15 protein-coding genes are annotated in these 16,325 nt (G+C 59.8%); 8 read left to right on the top strand and 7 right to left on the bottom strand.

What is annotated here, in order from left to right; genetic code table 11:
* Positions 1-70: 70 nt before the first annotated feature.
* Both AC3IX1_RS01270 and AC3IX1_RS01265 read right to left on the bottom strand, forming a co-directional pair.
* A complete protein-coding gene (locus tag AC3IX1_RS01270) occupies positions 71-1,297 on the bottom strand; it encodes a 3-hydroxyacyl-CoA dehydrogenase (protein ID WP_489386822.1) in 1,227 nt (408 codons plus the stop codon).
* 130 nt (positions 1,298-1,427) lie between these two features.
* Complete coding sequence (locus AC3IX1_RS01265) at positions 1,428-3,353, bottom strand: RecQ family ATP-dependent DNA helicase (RefSeq protein ID WP_489386821.1); 1,926 nt, start codon at positions 3,351-3,353, stop codon at positions 1,428-1,430.
* Between the two features lie 540 nt (positions 3,354-3,893).
* On the opposite strand from AC3IX1_RS01265, the gene AC3IX1_RS01260 reads away from it, so the two are divergent.
* The 4 genes from AC3IX1_RS01260 to AC3IX1_RS01245 all read left to right on the top strand — a co-directional run bounded on the left by AC3IX1_RS01260 (position 3,894) and on the right by AC3IX1_RS01245 (position 5,690).
* Positions 3,894-4,184: a hypothetical protein gene (locus tag AC3IX1_RS01260; RefSeq protein WP_489386820.1), complete on the top strand. Its 291-nt coding sequence runs from the start codon at positions 3,894-3,896 to the stop codon at positions 4,182-4,184.
* Positions 4,185-4,239: 55 nt separating this feature from the next.
* Complete coding sequence (locus tag AC3IX1_RS01255; protein ID WP_489386819.1) at positions 4,240-4,416, top strand: antitoxin PaaA2 family protein; 177 nt, start codon at positions 4,240-4,242, stop codon at positions 4,414-4,416.
* 333 nt (positions 4,417-4,749) lie between these two features.
* On the top strand, positions 4,750-5,046 hold the full coding sequence (locus tag AC3IX1_RS01250) for a hypothetical protein (RefSeq protein WP_489386818.1): 297 nt from the start codon (positions 4,750-4,752) through the stop codon (positions 5,044-5,046).
* Between the two features lie 290 nt (positions 5,047-5,336).
* Positions 5,337-5,690 (top strand): DUF1493 family protein, encoded by a 354-nt coding sequence (locus tag AC3IX1_RS01245; protein ID WP_489386817.1) that lies wholly within the window; start codon positions 5,337-5,339, stop codon positions 5,688-5,690.
* A 96-nt stretch (positions 5,691-5,786) separates the two neighbouring features.
* Here AC3IX1_RS01245 and AC3IX1_RS01240 read toward each other — a convergent pair whose 3' ends face one another.
* The 3 genes from AC3IX1_RS01240 to AC3IX1_RS01230 form a co-directional block, all read right to left on the bottom strand.
* Positions 5,787-7,328: a phosphoenolpyruvate carboxykinase gene (locus tag AC3IX1_RS01240; protein WP_489386816.1), complete on the bottom strand. Its 1,542-nt coding sequence runs from the start codon at positions 7,326-7,328 to the stop codon at positions 5,787-5,789.
* A gap of 180 nt (positions 7,329-7,508) precedes the next feature.
* Positions 7,509-8,411, bottom strand: coding sequence for an Hsp33 family molecular chaperone HslO (hslO, locus tag AC3IX1_RS01235; RefSeq protein WP_347910055.1), 903 nt, complete (start codon positions 8,409-8,411; stop codon positions 7,509-7,511).
* A 363-nt stretch (positions 8,412-8,774) separates the two neighbouring features.
* A complete protein-coding gene (locus AC3IX1_RS01230; protein ID WP_090452521.1) occupies positions 8,775-9,182 on the bottom strand; it encodes an RNA-binding S4 domain-containing protein in 408 nt (135 codons plus the stop codon).
* Between the two features lie 216 nt (positions 9,183-9,398).
* Between AC3IX1_RS01230 and rimB the strand changes: the two genes are divergently transcribed.
* Positions 9,399-9,878, top strand: a complete 480-nt coding sequence (rimB, locus tag AC3IX1_RS01225) for a retropepsin-like aspartic endopeptidase RimB (protein WP_007983163.1) — start codon at positions 9,399-9,401, stop codon at positions 9,876-9,878.
* Positions 9,875-10,780, top strand: a complete 906-nt coding sequence (gene rimK, locus AC3IX1_RS01220; RefSeq protein WP_007972871.1) for a 30S ribosomal protein S6--L-glutamate ligase — start codon at positions 9,875-9,877, stop codon at positions 10,778-10,780. The genes rimB and rimK overlap by 4 nt, the downstream gene beginning before the upstream one ends.
* A gap of 153 nt (positions 10,781-10,933) precedes the next feature.
* On the opposite strand, the gene AC3IX1_RS01215 is transcribed toward rimK, so the two are convergent.
* Both AC3IX1_RS01215 and ompR read right to left on the bottom strand, forming a co-directional pair.
* Positions 10,934-12,247, bottom strand: a complete 1,314-nt coding sequence (locus AC3IX1_RS01215) for an ATP-binding protein (RefSeq protein WP_489386815.1) — start codon at positions 12,245-12,247, stop codon at positions 10,934-10,936.
* Between the two features lie 115 nt (positions 12,248-12,362).
* Positions 12,363-13,103, bottom strand: coding sequence for an osmolarity response regulator transcription factor OmpR (ompR, locus tag AC3IX1_RS01210; RefSeq protein WP_007983158.1), 741 nt, complete (start codon positions 13,101-13,103; stop codon positions 12,363-12,365).
* Positions 13,104-13,463: 360 nt separating this feature from the next.
* Here ompR and AC3IX1_RS01205 point away from each other — a divergent pair, with 360 nt between their 5' ends.
* Entirely contained in the window at positions 13,464-15,788 is a 2,325-nt protein-coding gene (locus AC3IX1_RS01205) for a Tex family protein (RefSeq protein ID WP_489386814.1), read from the top strand.
* Positions 15,788-16,171, top strand: coding sequence for a PaaI family thioesterase (locus AC3IX1_RS01200; RefSeq protein ID WP_007972875.1), 384 nt, complete (start codon positions 15,788-15,790; stop codon positions 16,169-16,171). The genes AC3IX1_RS01205 and AC3IX1_RS01200 overlap by 1 nt, the downstream gene beginning before the upstream one ends.
* Positions 16,172-16,325 lie beyond the last annotated feature (154 nt).

Below are 16,325 nucleotides of genomic sequence, written 5' to 3'. Positions count from 1 at the left end.
TCGTGTGCAACGCCGGACCAGTGTAGGAGCGAGCCTGCTCACGATGGCGCCTTCACAGGCGCCACATCCATCACTTGTCAGCAAAGCCCTTGCCAGCCGCCGCCAGCTCACCAATCACCCGCGCCGGTTGCCAGTGATCGCCCTGACGCGTCTCAAGGTCCATCAAGCGCCGGTGAATGCCCGCCAGCCCTTGCTGATCCGCCCAGGCCATCGGCCCGCCCTTGTCTGCCGGGAAACCGTAACCGTTGAGGTAGACCAGATCGATATCGTGAGCCGACCCGGCAATGCCTTCCTGCAGGATCTTCGCGCCTTCGTTGACCAGTGCCAGTAAGCAGCGCTCGAGAATTTCCTCCGGGCTGATCTCGCGACGCTGGAACCCCAGCGCCTCACTGACTTGAAGCACCAGTGCGTCGACCTGCGGATCGTGTTCGGCCTGACGGCTGCCCGGCTCATAGTGGTAAAAACCGTTGCCACTCTTCTGGCCGAAACGCCCTTGTTCACACAAACGGTTATCCACCTGGACCTCCGGCGCATCCTGCCCGATCCCGGATAACTGGCGCGAGCGCCATTGCAGGTCGACGCCCACCACGTCGAACATGCGGAACGGCCCCATGGCGAAACCGAAGCCTTGCAGCGCTGCGTCCACCTGGTAGGGATAAGCGCCTTCCAGCAGCATTTTTCGCGCTTCGAGCACATAGGTATTGAGCATGCGGTTGCCGATGAAACCGTCGCAATTGCCCGACACCACACTGACCTTGCCCATGCGCTGGCCGAGCGCCAGCGCCGCGTCGAGCACCGCCGGTGCAGTCTGCGCGCCACGGACGATTTCCAGCAGCTTCATGATGTGCGCCGGGCTGAAGAAGTGCAGGCCCAGCACTTGCTGCGGCCGGCGTGTGGCCGCGGCGATGGCATCGATGTCCAGCGCCGAAGTATTGCTCGCCAGTATCGCTTCAGGTTTGAGCAGGCCATCGAGCTCGCGGAAGATTTTCTGCTTGAGCTCAAGGTTTTCGTACACCGCTTCGATGACCAGGTCGACATCGCGGATGGCCACATAACCATCCGCCGCCGTAACGCGCGCGATTCGGGCATCGGCTTCGCTTTGATCAATGCGGCCCTGACGCACGCTGTGGGCGTAGGTGTCCGCCACGGTAGCCAGCGCTTGCTCCAGCATTTGCGGACTGTTGTCGACCCACTGCACGGCCACTCCGGCGTTGGCCAGGCACATGACAATGCCACGGCCCATGGTGCCCGCGCCGATGACGGCGGCGCGCTGAATATTCGACGGTGTCTGGCTCATGTTTTGTTCTCTTGTTGGCGATCCGAAGACAGCCACCACCATAGTCAGCCACCGGGGTTTTTTGAAATTTATTCCTGTGATGAGCAACATTCAGCGGATGGATGTGCCCTGCCAGGTGCTGAAATCCCTATCAGACACGGCTCAGCCACTCCCGCACCCCGGCATACGGATAATCTTCCAGCGCCGCAAACCCGGGAATCGACCGCGCCTTGAGCTTGGTAAACAACGGCACACTGATCCCACACAAAAACCGTGTCACTCGCTCAGCAGAAGGCACGCCGCCCGTGTGTTGCTCATGCCGGCGGATAAATTCGCCGCACAACGACTCGAAGTCTCTATCCACAAGTGCCGGCAACTCCGGTGGTGCCGGTAGCCGTGCCACTTGCCCATGACACACCGAACAATGCCCGCATTGCTGCGGGGCGTCGTGGTCGCCGAAATACTCGGCCAGGCGATAACCCAGGCAACGGTCGGTGGCGAACAGTTCCAGCATCGCGTGAATCCGCGCGACCTCGGTGCGCTCATGCCGAGTGAAATAGCCGTGCAGTTCCTCGCTCAACGCGACGCTGTCGAACCCGCTTTGCAGCACGTTGTAGACCTCGGTCATCTGCTTGCTTTCGAGCTCCACCCAGCCCTTCTCCTGGAAGTAATCCAGTGCCTTGACCACCCGACTGCGCTCGGCCTGATGCTGCTCGTACAACGCCTCGAAATTCACCGTGGCCCAGGTCCGGGCGCGACTTGAGGTCTGGATGATGGCGGCGACGAACTCCTTGCGCTCACCCTCGAAGTGGGCCAGCAGCGCCTCGGGCTCCTGCAGATACTTGAAACGGTACTCGGCGTAGTAGGCGTAGCGCGGGGCGATCAACCCGTGCAATTCAAGTTGCACCAGCAAGGTCTTGAGCGGCAATTGGCGAATATTGCTCTGATCGGCCAATGGCCCCAACAGAAACTCCCACTGGCCCTCGGTTGCTGCGGCATGCATCTCGTCAAGCACGCAGCGGACACCATCCAGTTCGGGCGTATCGCCGTAGACGAAGTTCTCCAGCACGTTGAGGCTGTCGCGGTTGGCCAGCACCAGGCAGTCCGATGGCTGCCCGTCACGCCCGGCGCGGCCGATTTCCTGACTGTAGTTTTCGATGGATTTGGGCAGGTCGAAATGCACCACGTTGCGGATGTCACTCTTATCGATGCCCATGCCGAAAGCGATGGTGGCGACGATGCAATTGGACTGCCCGCCCATGAATTGACGCTGGATCGCTTCCCGTTGTTCATGGGGCAACCCGGCGTGATAAGCCTCGGCCTGAATGCCGTTGCGGTTCAGGTGTTCGGCGATGTGCTCGGCGGTTTTCTGCAAGGTCACATAGACGATGCTCGGCTGGTCCGGACGCAGGCTCATCCACTCGACCAGACGTCGGCGCTTGTCCGCTCCACGAACCGGCTCCACCAGCAAATTGAGGTTCGGGCGATAGAAACCGGTGGTCACCACATCGTCGGCGGCGATGGCGAATTTCGCCTGCATATCGGCGATGACCTTGGGCGTCGCCGTTGCGGTCAACAGCAATACCTGCGGGATGTTGAACTGGCGTTGATAGTCGGGAAGCTTGAGATAGTCCGGGCGAAAGTTATGCCCCCATTCGGAAATGCAGTGCGCCTCGTCCACCACCAGCAGCGAGATCGGCACTTGCTGTAGAAAATGCCGGAAGCGCTCGTTCTTCAGGCGCTCCACGGAGATCATCAAAATCTTCAGTTCGCCGGATTTTGCCCGGGCCATGACATCGCTGGCGTCATCGCGGCTCTGGGCCGAATCGATACTGCCCGCCGAGATGCCATGACGTTGCAGAAACGCCAGTTGATCCTGCATCAACGCCAGCAGCGGCGAGACCACCAGCGTCAGGTGCGGCAGCAGCAGCGCCGGCAATTGGTAGCAAAGGGATTTGCCGGAACCGGTGGGAAAAATCGCCGCCGCCGAGCGCCCCGACAGCACGGCATTGACGGCCGCCTCCTGACCGGGTCGAAACTGTGGATAACCGAAAACCTGTTCCAGGGTGTTGTGCATAAGCTGTCACTCAGTTGACTGCTGCGGAGTCAAAAGCCTAGCCGGCGAACGCAGCGAGTCGAGAAAAGGTCGGGGGCAAAAACGATACCGGATGATACAGCGGATGGCTGGAATGGCTTGGGGAATCGGGCGACTGACAGATCGCTTTCGCGAGCAGGCTCGCTCCCACATTTGATCTTCAGCGCGCAGGGTTCTGATGCTCAAACATAGATCCGTGTGGGAGCGAGACTGCTCGCGAAGAAGCCAACACACCCACCGCCATACTCGAAATACCCGACATTGTCCGAGGCACCCTCTACCGAGATTCCCTGTGACGCGACTGACAACTCCGTAAGTATTTTTACCTCCTGCCATTTCACGTTAAAAAACCACCATCAACGTGTAGTCCCTTTCCTCAAAATATGACAAAACCCTTACAAAGCCTGTCGATCTCAGCCGTCTTGTTCCGCAACGCCATACTCTCCTATAGTTTCCTGCGCGGCTGAAAACAGTGTCTCGGCCTGCCGGGAACACTTGCCGATTTCGCACAGGACCCACTCAATGAAAAACCCCGACTCACTGACAGCCCGCTACCACCCACTCAAGACCCGCTACAGCGAAACCCCTGTACTGGTCATCGATACCGAGGCCGACCCCTTCGAGATCCTCGACGCCGCCCGACAACGCATCCGCGCTGCCAGCGACCTGCTCGAAACCCTTTATTGCACGTGCTTCAAACAGGCCGAAGCGAGCGACATCCCCAAGATCATCAGCGCCCTGTACCTGCTGACCCAGGACGGCAACGACCTGCTCGACATCGCCCGGCAACGCTTGCCGAAGTTCACCGGCTGAAGCACCACCACAACCCCCTGTGGGAGCGAGCCTGCTCGCGAAGAACGATAACGCGGTGAACCTGATAAAAAATAAAATGCCCGATACCCAAGAACAGCTCGAACAAGCAGCCTACGACGCATGGTTCAAAGCCCAAGTACAAGCCGGCCTCGATGATCTCCGTCCCAGCATTCCAGATGAAGAAGCCAAACGCTTGATGGCAATCAAACGCGAAAAATTGCGCAGGCGATAAGTCCGTAAGCAACGCCCTATCAAAGCTTCGGCACAGTCCTACAAAAGAAGACACCTTGTCGCCTATCGCGTCTAACAACGAAATTTTACTGTCTCTCCTTCGCTGCAAAATCAGCGATCAGGTTTGGTCACCTGAGAACAACGCACACATGTGTGCCATCATTCGCGCCGCGGACATCTATGTCCTCGTGGTGCATTGCTATGGCGGCTGTGTGCGGGACGCCTTCGGGCGAGCCGAGTTGTTGTTCTCGGTTGACCAAGCCTGCGCACAGTCCGCCTCCCATCGTTTGGTCACGGTGCTGGCGGTTAATTAACAACAAACCGAGTACATGCCATGTCAACTCTGAACCCGTTTCCAGATCGCTACCGCCCGCTCCACACCAACCTCACCGACACCCCGGCCCTGATCATCGACACAGAGGCCAACCCCCAAGACATCCTCGAAGCCGCCCTCCAGCGCATCCGGGCCTCCAGCGACTTGCTGCAAACCCTGCACTGCCAATGCTTCAAACACGGCGACCTCGAAGACATCCCACACATCACCCACGCGCTCTACCTGCTGACCCAGGATGGCTGCGACCTGCTCAAAGTCGCCCAACAACGCATGCTGAACTGGAAAGCCCCGGTCTGATCTTTAATGGAGATCGCTCCCACGCACTGCGCAGGAGCGATCAAGAAACAAGAATTGCTCCGATGGAAACAAACCACTCAATGCCCTCATCGGATACAGAAGGAAACCATGAGCAGTTTTTTTGATGAGCTAATGGAAAGCGTGCAACAAATGAACGAGATCCTACGGAGTGAACGTCGGTCCTCCGTGCAAACTGAAAACGCTGAGCCAGAAGCAATCAACTCAGCCGGCCCTTCCTCTCAAGTCCGACGACCAATAAGATCCGTTCAGGCCCAAACGGATCTCCCCCAATGAACCTCGCCCCCAACCTCCCCGACGACCACTTGATGCAGCAACTCATGCAACTGCTGCACGAAGAACTCGGCTTCCCCGAACGCAAAGCCATCAGCCTCAGCACCTCGATCAATTTCGACCTGGGCTGCAACGGTGCGGACTCCCGGCATTTGATCGAAACCCTGGAAGACCACTTCGCCATCGATTTCGTGGATTTCGACAGTTATCGCTATTTCCAGCCCGACGGCTTTGACGTGAATCTAAAGCGAAAAGCCAAGGGTCGCGGCGAGAAGGTGCCATTGACCATCGGCATGCTCTACCGGGCCATCAAGGCCCAACGCTGGGACACGGATGAGCTCGAAGGCCTGTAACGGCCCGACGCATTCTGACTTGCCCGCGAAAAACTGAATTTTGCGCACAAAAAAGCCGCCCCGAGGGGCGGCTTCTTCGTTAGCTCAATCCAACACTTACAACTTTGGACCCGCAGCCTTGATCGCGTCGCTCACTTCGAACTTCTTGAAGTTCTCGATGAACAGGCCAGCCAGTGCTTTGGCGGCTTCGTCGTAGGATGGCTTGTCAGCCCAGGTGTTGCGTGGGTTCAGTAGGCCAGCCTCAACGCCCGGTACGGCCACTGGCACGTCGAGGTTGATGGTGTCCAGGTGCTCGGTTTCGGTACCGATCAGCGCGCCGCTCTGGATCGCTGCGATCACGGCACGAGTGGTCGGGATGTTGAAGCGTTTGCCGACGCCGTAGCCACCGCCGGTCCAGCCGGTGTTGACCAGGTAGACCTTGGAGCCGAAGCCGCGGATGCGCTTGATCAGCAGTTCAGCGTATTCGCCGGCCGGACGCGGGAAGAACGGTGCGCCGAAGCAGGTGGAGAAAGTCGACTTGATGCCGCTGCCCGAACCCATTTCGGTCGAACCGACCAGTGCGGTGTAACCGGACAGGAAGTGGTAAGCCGCTTGTTCTTCGTTGAGGATCGACACTGGCGGCAGCACGCCGGTCAGGTCGCAGGTCAGGAAGATCACAGCGTTCGGCTCGCCACCGAGGTTCTTCTCGGAGCGCTTGGCAACGTGCTCCAGCGGGTAGGCGGCGCGGCTGTTCTGGGTCAGGCTGACATCGGCGTAGTCGGCGTGCTTGGCATCGTCGATAACGACGTTTTCCAATACTGCGCCGTGCTTGATGGCTTTCCAGATAACCGGCTCGTTCTTCTCGGACAGGTCAATGCACTTGGCATAGCAACCGCCTTCGATGTTGAACACAACGCCTTCGCCCCAGCCGTGCTCGTCGTCACCGATCAGGTAACGGCTTTCGTCGGCCGACAGGGTGGTTTTACCAGTGCCGGACAGACCGAAGAACAGGGTCACGTCGCCCTCTTCGCCGATGTTGGCGGCGCAGTGCATTGGCAGTACGTCGGCAGCCGGCAGCAGGAAGTTCTGCACCGAGAACATGGCTTTCTTCATTTCACCGGCGTAACGCATGCCGGCGATCAGCACTTTCTTCTGTGCGAAGTTGATGATCACGCAACCATCGGAGTTGGTGCCGTCACGCTCTGGCACGCACTCGAAGTTGGCAACGTTGAGCACCTGCCACTCGTCACGACCCGCCGGGTTGTACTGGGCCGGGTTGATGAACAGGCAACGGCCGAACAGGTTCTGCCAGGCAGTCTGGGTGGTCATCTTCACGGCCAGGTAGTGCTCGGAAGCCGCACCTACATGCACGTGGGAAACGAAATGCTCTTGCGCGTTGTTGAATGCCTCAACGCGAGCCCACAGGGCATCGAACTTGTCGGCCGGGAACTTGCGGTTGATCGGGCCCCAGGCGATGGCGGCCTGGGTGCTTGGCTCTTCAACGATGAAACGGTCGACTGGCGAACGGCCGGTACGGTGACCGGTACGAACAACCAGTGCGCCGGTATCGGCAAGCTCGCCTTCACCGCGGTTGAGGGCTTCTTTAACCAGATCATCAACACTCAGATCGGTGTACACGGCATTGTTGGCTTGCGTCATGAGGTTCCCCGTCGGCCAGTGGCCGAGTGCTCCAAACGTTTTTGTAGTAGAAAGTCGTGCACTACTACCGCGAAAAAAGTGGGCCGGATTATGCCAGAAAAGCCCAAAAAGAGTAGGCCCCTCCTGTCGTAACGGCGTTAATCCGGCGCAAGGCAGTGAATTTACCTGCGCTGAACCGTTTTAGTGACGGGTATCTGACGGCGTCTCGATACCCGCGCCGGCGAACAATTGAGTGACATCGGCCGCGTCAAACAGGTAGCGCTGGTTGCAGAACTGGCAATCGATTTCGATGTTGCCACCGTGTTCGACCACCAGTTGCTGCGCGTCTTCCATACCCAGACTGACCAGCGCATTGGCCGAACGTTCGCGCGAGCAACTGCAACGGAAGCGCAGCTTCTGCACATCGAACAGACGCACCTGCTCGTCGTGGTACAGGCGATGCAGCACGGTTTCGTTGTCCAGGCTCAACAGCTCGTCGGCGGTCAGCGTACCGCCCAGGGTGGTGATGTGCTGCCAGCTGGCGGCGCGTTCGTCTTCGTCTTTCAAACGGTCGGCCGGCAGTTGCTGCAGCAACAGGCCGCGGGCACGACGACCATCGGCGCAGAGCTTGATGCGGGTGCCAATCTGCTGGGACATGACGAAGTAGGTGGTGAAGCAGTCGGACAATGTTTCGCCATCCAGATCGACGACGCCCTGGTAGCGCTGGCCCCGTTTCGGGTCGACGGTCAACGTCAGCGAGCCATCCGGCATCAAGTCGGCCAGGGTAGCGTCGGGGGCAATCCGGTCCGCCTCGTAACGGGCCAGGCCACGGATCTCGCGCTCGCTGGAACACTCGATCATCAGCAGCGGGATCGGGCCTTCGGAGCGAGCTTGCAGAATCAGCAAGCCATCGAACTTCAACGTGCCGACCAGCAACGATGCGGCCGCCATCAGCTCGCCGAGCAGTTGCGCGACCGGCTGCGGGTAGGCGTGTTTGGCCAGGACTTCGGCGTAGCTGAGCTCCAACGAGACCAGCTCGCCACGGGTGTCGCTGTCATCGAAGATGAAGCGTTGGGTGAAGTCGTTATCCGCGTGATCGGTCATAGGTCTGGGTATCTGAAGTAGTGAAAATGGTTACAGGAAACAGGAAATTGACCTTGCGTCACCCCCAGGGTGCGCAATGTTCAGCCATGAAAGGCATTTTATGAACAATCCGGGCCTGATCCAAGCAAGGTGGAACAAGCGCTGATGGGTTCCGGGTCGTTTCCCGCCCTGCACTGCTGGCAATGTGGTTATGGCCTACAGGTCAGAGACTGTGTGTGATTTTCGACGAGCGGCAATATCGTCCATGCGATGCATTGCCGGCCAGGCACAGATATGGATGCGCACCGGGTCAATTGCAAGTCTTGGCCTGAAGGCGCGGTGAAACCTGGCGAGTGCGCGGCACTCGCCCGAGAAATATCTGTATCAGTCGTCGTTACTGCTGCCACGAAACTTGAACAAATCCCGCCGCTGCTTCTTGCTCGGCTTACCGTCGGTGCTCACGCCCAGGGCTCCGGCCTTTCTTTGCGCCGCGGCCTCTTCGCGCTTGGCGATGCTGGCCAGGGTCTCGGCATACAAGGTTTGCGCCTCAGGTGCGCCGCGACGAACGATCGACAGTGCCAGGACTACCACCGTACGCTCCTCGAAACCGGTGCGAATCACGAACTCATCACCGATCCGTGGCTCTTTACCCGGCTTGCAGCGTTCGCCCCGGCAATGCACCTTGCCGCTTTCAATCGCTGCCTTGGCCAGGGCGCGGGTTTTGTAGAATCGTGCAGCCCACAACCATTTATCGAGGCGGACTTTGTCGTCCTCTTCGTTTTTTTGTGCCATGGAATTTCCTCATTCTGAAATATTGGTGAACTGTACTACCGTTTCTGACGTACCAAGAATTTCACCGGCTCGGATTACAATGCTGACATTCCATAACCTCCTTGGGAGGCTGGAAATCCGGGCCGTAGATATCTGTCGCCTTTTAATCATTATTCTGCGTGAATACCGCGAATCCGGCCGCATGCGGCCCGAGCGGTTTCTACCGGTTGAGCACTATTGAAGACATTTGACCATTTGACCGTTGTCGGTCTGCGCGAGTGGGTGGCGCTCCCGGATTTGGGAGTCGCCGGCCTTCGGGCAAAAATCGACACCGGTGCCAGCACCTCAAGCCTCCACGCCACCGAAATCGAGCCGTTCGAGCGCGATGGTGAGCAGTGGGTGCGTTTTACCGCCCACCTGGGCTCCGTCGTACAACTGCGCCACCGACGCTGCGAAGCTCCGTTGGTGACGATGAAAACCATTAAAAGCTCAAACGGTCACGCGCAGGTGCGATACGTGATCAGCACCACCCTGGCCCTTGGTGATCGGGTCTGGCGGGTCGAGTTCACGCTCGCCTGCCGCAAGTCCATGCGTTATCGCCTGCTGCTCGGCTCCAAAGCCCTGATCCACGGCCAGTTGGTGGTCAATCCGGGCATCAAGTATGTACAAGACAAGCCGGTGTTCCCGGTATCTACCTCCTCCACAGGTGTTGCATGAAGATCGCTGTGCTGTCGCGGAATCCGCGTCTGTATTCCACCCGTCGTCTGGTCGAAGCCGGTACCGAGCGTGGCCATGAAATGGTGGTGGTCGACACCTTGCGCGCCTACATGAACATCGCCAGCCACAAGCCGCAGATCCACTACCGCGGCAAACCGCTGGAGGGTTTCGATGCGGTGATTCCACGGATCGGCGCATCCGTGACCTTTTATGGCTGTGCAGTGCTGCGCCAGTTCGAAATGATGGGGGTATTTCCGCTCAACGAATCGGTGGCCATTGCCCGTTCCCGGGACAAGCTGCGTTCGCTGCAATTGTTGTCCCGTCGCGGGATCGGTTTGCCGGTGACCGGGTTTGCCCACTCCCCCGATGACATTCCCGACCTGATCGAAATGGTCAACGGCGCACCGTTGGTGATCAAGGTGCTGGAAGGCACCCAAGGCATCGGCGTGGTGCTGTGCGAAACCGCTACGGCCGCGGAATCGGTGATCGAGGCGTTCATGGGCCTCAAGCAGAACATCATGGTTCAGGAGTACATCAAGGAAGCCGGTGGTGCGGACATTCGCTGCTTCGTCGTCGGCGACAAGGTGATTGCAGCGATGAAGCGCCAGGCCAAACCCGGCGAGTTTCGCTCCAACCTGCATCGCGGTGGCAGCGCGAGCCTGATCAAGATCACCCCGGAAGAACGCATGACGGCGTTGCGTGCGGCGAAGGTCATGGGGCTGGCGGTGGCAGGTGTCGACATCCTGCGCTCCAATCACGGGCCGCTGGTGATGGAAGTGAACTCATCGCCGGGACTTGAGGGGATTGAGACCACCACCGGGAAGAATGTCGCGGGGATCATCATTGAGCATCTGGAGAAGAATGGTGGGCCGAATATGACGCGGACCAAAGGGAAGGGTTAACCCTCGAGCCTTGTGGCGGCAGGGATGCCGCCTTCGCGAGCAGGCTCGCTCCCACAGTGATCTGCAGTGGACATAAAATTTGTGTTCAACACGATCATTGTGGGAGCGAGCCTGCCCGCGAAGGGGCCATCAGCCCCACTGAAAAATCAGGCTTTAAACGGCATCCCGCGGCAGCATCAACCCCAACGGCAACCGCACCCGCGCTTCCAGCCCACCGCCCGAGCGGTTACGCAACTCAACGTTGCCGCCATGCATCGAAGCAATCCGCTTCACGATTGCCAATCCCAACCCGGTACCCTTGCCACCCCGGGCACGATCACCGCGGGTGAACGGGTTGAAAATCGCCTCCAGCTCCGAAGGATCGATCCCGGCACCACGGTCCATGACACTCAGCACCACATACGGTGCGCTGGTGTCCCCGGATACATACGCCGCCACCTCCACACCGCTGCCAGCATGATGCAACGCATTGCCGATCAGGTTGTTCAGCAGTCGTTTCATCGACACACGACGCAACGGGAACGGCTGGATAGGCTCCAGGCGCAATCGCACTTTTTCTTCGGTCTGGTTAAACGGCGCGGCAACTTCACGGACCAGGTCGCTCAGGTCAACCTCTTCCACCGACTCGTCGCGCCCGTCACGAATGAACGCCAGGAACTGGTCGAGAATCGCATCCATGTCCTCGATGTCACGAACCATGTCCTCGGTCAGGTCGGTGTGGGCGCCCATCAGTTCCAGGGACAGGCGCAAGCGGGTCAACGGCGTGCGCAAGTCGTGGGACACCCCGGCCAGCATCAGTTCACGCTCGCGACCGGCCTGTTCGACGTCTTCGGCCATCTGGTTGAAGGCGCGGTAAACCTCGGTCATCTCACTCGGCGTATCGCTGATCGGCAGGCGCACGCTGCGGCCCTGGCCGAGTTGCCGCGCGGCATACACCAGACGTTTCAAAGGTTGATTGAGCTGGCTGACGAAGATCCAGGCCGAAGCAGTGGACAGCAGACCAATCGCGAGGAACCAGCCCAGCACGTTCCAGATTTTCTGGCCGCGCAACGGATGGGGATAAAGCGGTACCTTCAGCCAGCCATCGCCCAGGCTCGGTGCCCGAACCCACAGCGCTGGTGGCGAATGCATGCGTAACCGGACTTCAGTGTCGGCACCCAGCTCCGACTGCATCTGCCGCTGGTAGATCTCACTGTAAGGCCAGTGCTGTTCGCCTTCCGGCACACCGGCACCCACCACCCGGATCAGGGTCGCGGCCTCGGCGATCTTGCCGCGATTTTCTTCATCGGCCGCCCAATAGGCGCGCAGCGTCAGGGCGACACCGTGGCTGTACTGGCGGTCCACCAGCACGTCCTCGTTCATCAGCAGATAAACCAGGGTCAGTGCCTTGGAGAAGAGTACGACGATGAGCACCAGCCAAAGGGTGCGGGAGAAGAAGCTCTGGGGGAACCAAACGGGGGTTTTCATGGATAACCGTTAAACACTTGCAGGAGCGAGCGATGCTCGCATATTGCGGGTCGCGAGTCTGCGGACAGGATCGATTGATCCGCTATCCGCGTGACCCGCTCCTACAAATCGCCAATCACTTGGTGGCGGTACCATCCGGTACAAACACGTAACCCACGCCCCAGACAGTCTGGATGTAACGCGGTTTGGACGGATCTGGCTCGATCATCCGGCGCAGACGGGAAATCTGCACATCGATGGAACGCTCCAGGGCATCCCACTCGCGGCCACGGGCCAGGTTCATCAGTTTGTCACGGGTCAGCGGTTGACGGGCGTTCATCACCAGGGCCTTGAGTACAGCGAACTCACCGGTGGTGAGCATGTGCACTTCTTCGCCGCGCTTGAGTTCGCGGGTGGCCAGGGACAATTCGTAGTCACCGAAGGTCACGCTTTCGTCTTCGCTGCCCGGGGCGCCTGGCACCGGAGCCGACTGGCGACGCAATACCGCCTTGACGCGAGCCATCAGCTCATCGGGGTTGAACGGCTTGGCCAGGTAATCGTCAGCGCCCAGTTCCAGGCCCTTGATACGGCTCAACTCGTCGCCCTTGGCGGTGAGCATGATGATCGGAATCTGGTTGTTCGCGCCGCGCAGGCGGCGGCAGGCGGTCAGGCCGTCTTCGCCGGGCAACATGAGGTCGAGGACTACCAGGTTGAACACTTCGCGCGCCAGCAGGCGATCCATTTGCTCGGTGTTCGGTACGGCGCGGGCGCGGTAGCCCTTGCTGACGAAAAAACGCTCCAGCAGGCTGCTGAGCCCCGGATCGTCGTCAACGATAAGAATTTTTTCGCCTTCAGCAGTTTGTGCAGTGCTGCTCATTGGATGCTCCTTTGATCTCGGCACGCATTATGGCGTAGCTGCCGTTATACGCACCGTGTGCATTGTTAGCAGATTTTTCCTCCAGCGCCAGAAAACCGGCCATTGCACCGGCAACCCGCGATGTCCCCGAATGCCATAACGCTGGTTATAATGCGCGGCCTTTTGTGTCAGGCAACATCAGACAGGTACTACAGACGGACACCTTTTTTTTCATGGTGCCGGCAGTAATTGTTCGATTTCACGGGTCAACGGGATACCTTTTGATCCAGGTAGCGGCGCAGGCCAGGCCGCTCAACCAGACTCGCCCAGGCCCTATCTCTGCGCCTGCGAGCCTGCTTTCACAATTTGTCAGGTGGTTTTATGGACAGCATCAACAGCCGCATCGCCGAGGAACTCGGTGTACGCCCACAACAGGTCGAAGCGGCCGTCGCGCTACTCGATGAAGGCTCTACCGTTCCCTTCATCGCCCGTTACCGGAAAGAAGTGACCGGCAGCCTCGACGATACGCAATTGCGTCATCTGGAAGAGCGCCTGCGCTACCTGCGAGAACTCGACGAACGGCGTATCAGCATCCTCGCCAGCATCCAGGAGCAGGGCAAGCTGACCCCGCAACTGGAACGCGACATCAAGCTCGCCGACACCAAGACCCGTCTCGAAGACTTGTACCTGCCGTACAAGCAGAAGCGCCGCACCAAGGGCCAGATCGCCCTGGAAGCCGGCCTCGGCGAGCTGGCCGACGGCCTGTTCAACGACCCGTCCCTGAGCCCGGAAACCGAAGCCGCACGCTTCATCGACTCGGAAAAAGGCGTGGCCGATGTGAAGGCAGCCCTCGAAGGCGCCAAGTACATCCTCATGGAACGCTTCGCCGAAGACGCGGGCCTGCTGGACAAGCTGCGCAATTACCTGAAGCAGGAAGCCACCCTCAGTGCCCGCGTGATCGCCGGCAAGGAAGAGGAAGGCGCCAAGTTCCGCGACTATTTCGAACACGACGAACCGCTGAAAAGCATGCCGTCGCACCGCGCCCTGGCGATTTTCCGTGGTCGCAACGAAGGCATCCTCAGCTCCGCGCTGAAAGTCGGCGACGAACTGCCGGGCACCATGCACCCGTGCGAAGGCATGATCGGCCAGCAATTCGGTATCCAGAACCAGAACCGCGCCGCCGACAAATGGCTGGGCGAAGTGGTGCGCTGGACCTGGAAGGTCAAGCTCTACACCCACCTGGAGACTGACCTGCTGGGTGAGCTGCGCGATGGCGCGGAAACCGAAGCGATCAACGTGTTCGCCCACAACCTGCACGACCTGCTGCTGTCGGCCCCGGCCGGCCCGCGCGCGACCCTGGGCCTCGACCCGGGCCTGCGTACCGGTTGCAAGGTGGCGGTGGTCGACTCCACCGGCAAGCTGCTTGATCACGCCACGGTTTACCCGCACGTGCCGCACAACAAGTGGGACCAGACCCTCGCCGTGCTCGCCGCCCTGTGCGCCAAGCACTCGGTGGACCTGATCGCCATCGGCAACGGTACCGCCAGCCGCGAGACCGACAAGCTGGCCGCGGAACTGATCAAGAAATACCCGGCCATGAAAATGACCAAGGTCATGGTTTCCGAGGCCGGTGCATCGGTTTACTCGGCGTCGGAGCTGGCCTCCAAGGAATTCCCGGACCTCGACGTGTCGATCCGTGGCGCCGTGTCGATTGCCCGTCGCCTGCAAGACCCGCTCGCTGAGCTGGTGAAGATCGATCCGAAATCCATCGGCGTCGGCCAGTACCAGCACGACGTGTCGCAGCTGAAACTGGCCCGTGGCCTGGATGCGGTGGTCGAGGACTGCGTGAACGCCGTCGGCGTCGACGTGAACACGGCTTCCGTGGCGCTGCTGGCACGAATTTCCGGCCTCAATGCGACCCTGGCGCAGAACATCGTCAGCCATCGTGACGAGCACGGCGCGTTCAAGACCCGCGCGGCGCTGAAGAAAGTCGCGCGCCTCGGTGAAAAAACCTTCGAGCAGGCCGCCGGATTCCTGCGCGTCATGAACGGCGAAAACCCGTTGGATTCGTCGGCGGTTCACCCGGAAGCCTACCCGCTGGTTCAGCGCATCGCCGCCGAAACCAACCGTGACATCCGCTCGCTGATTGGCGATGCCACGTTCCTCAAGCGTCTCGATCCGAAGAAGTACACCGATGAAACCTTCGGTCTGCCGACCGTGACCGATATCCTCCAGGAACTGGAAAAACCCGGTCGCGACCCGCGTCCCGAGTTCAAGACCGCCGAGTTCCAGGAAGGCGTCGAAGACCTCAAGGACTTGCAACTGGGCATGATCCTCGAAGGCGTGGTGACCAACGTGACCAACTTCGGTGCCTTCGTCGATATCGGCGTGCATCAGGACGGTTTGGTGCACATCTCCGCACTTTCGGAGAAGTTCATCAAGGATCCACGGGAAGCGGTGAAGGCCGGTGACGTGGTGAAAGTGAAGGTCATGGAAATCGACATCCCGCGCAAACGCGTTGGCCTGTCGATGCGCATGAGCGACACCCCGGGCGAGAAAATCGACGGCGCTCGCGGCGCGCGTCCAGGGTCGGCGCCACGCCAGTCCCAGAACACCGCACCGCGCAAGGAAACCACGGCGGCAGCACCGAGCAACAATGCCATGGCTTCGCTGTTCGCCAATGCCAAGCAGTTGAAGAAACGCTGATGGACATTCCCGCCGGGCTGACCGAAAGCGCGTTCTTCAAGCTGCTGGGCTGCCGCTTGCACAGTCTGGAAACCGGGGTTGCGCAAGTCGCCCTGGCGCTGGAACCGGAGCTGCGCAATCGCGGTGGCAAGCTGCACGGTGGGGCCTTGTTCAGCCTGGTGGACATTGCCATGGGGCTGGCCTGTTCCAGCACCCACGGCTTTGACCAGCAGAGCGCGACCATCGAGTGCAAGATCAACTACATCCGCGCCGTCTCTGACGGCGAGGTGATGTGCACGGCGCGGGTGATCCACCCGGGCCGACGCACGCTGGTGGTCGAGGCCGATGTGATGCAGGGAGACAAACTGGTCGCAAAAGCACAAGGCACGTTCGCTGTCCTGTAGCTACTCGTCATCGATTTGAGTTAATTTCGGCGCTGTGACCGCAGCGTCGGAGTTTCCTGTGGGATTGTGCAATTCCTGACCGATCGGCATGAGGCCTGTACGGCGCCAAAACGAGGCGAAAACGCCAGTTTTAACTTCACCCTTGTAGACCGTC

This window comes from Pseudomonas sp. KH_046_2 (genome assembly GCF_057838985.1).
The sequence above is the reverse complement of the archived record's forward strand: the minus strand, read 5'-3'. Positions and strand labels throughout refer to the sequence as shown.

What these genes read in the sequence shown, in the direction of transcription:
- AC3IX1_RS01265 (WP_489386821.1), bottom strand. Translation starts at nt 3,353, where the DNA reads ATGCACAACACCCTGGAACAGGTTTTCGGTTATCCACAGTTTCGACCC.
- AC3IX1_RS01270 (WP_489386822.1), bottom strand. Translation starts at nt 1,297, where the DNA reads ATGAGCCAGACACCGTCGAATATTCAGCGCGCCGCCGTCATCGGCGCG.
- AC3IX1_RS01200 (WP_007972875.1), top strand. Translation starts at nt 15,788, where the DNA reads ATGGACATTCCCGCCGGGCTGACCGAAAGCGCGTTCTTCAAGCTGCTG.
- AC3IX1_RS01205 (WP_489386814.1), top strand. Translation starts at nt 13,464, where the DNA reads ATGGACAGCATCAACAGCCGCATCGCCGAGGAACTCGGTGTACGCCCA.
- AC3IX1_RS01240 (WP_489386816.1), bottom strand. Translation starts at nt 7,328, where the DNA reads ATGACGCAAGCCAACAATGCCGTGTACACCGATCTGAGTGTTGATGAT.
- AC3IX1_RS01260 (WP_489386820.1), top strand. Translation starts at nt 3,894, where the DNA reads ATGAAAAACCCCGACTCACTGACAGCCCGCTACCACCCACTCAAGACC.
- hslO (WP_347910055.1), bottom strand. Translation starts at nt 8,411, where the DNA reads ATGACCGATCACGCGGATAACGACTTCACCCAACGCTTCATCTTCGAT.
- AC3IX1_RS01250 (WP_489386818.1), top strand. Translation starts at nt 4,750, where the DNA reads ATGTCAACTCTGAACCCGTTTCCAGATCGCTACCGCCCGCTCCACACC.
- AC3IX1_RS01215 (WP_489386815.1), bottom strand. Translation starts at nt 12,247, where the DNA reads ATGAAAACCCCCGTTTGGTTCCCCCAGAGCTTCTTCTCCCGCACCCTT.
- ompR (WP_007983158.1), bottom strand. Translation starts at nt 13,103, where the DNA reads ATGAGCAGCACTGCACAAACTGCTGAAGGCGAAAAAATTCTTATCGTT.
- AC3IX1_RS01245 (WP_489386817.1), top strand. Translation starts at nt 5,337, where the DNA reads ATGAACCTCGCCCCCAACCTCCCCGACGACCACTTGATGCAGCAACTC.
- rimK (WP_007972871.1), top strand. Translation starts at nt 9,875, where the DNA reads ATGAAGATCGCTGTGCTGTCGCGGAATCCGCGTCTGTATTCCACCCGT.
- AC3IX1_RS01230 (WP_090452521.1), bottom strand. Translation starts at nt 9,182, where the DNA reads ATGGCACAAAAAAACGAAGAGGACGACAAAGTCCGCCTCGATAAATGG.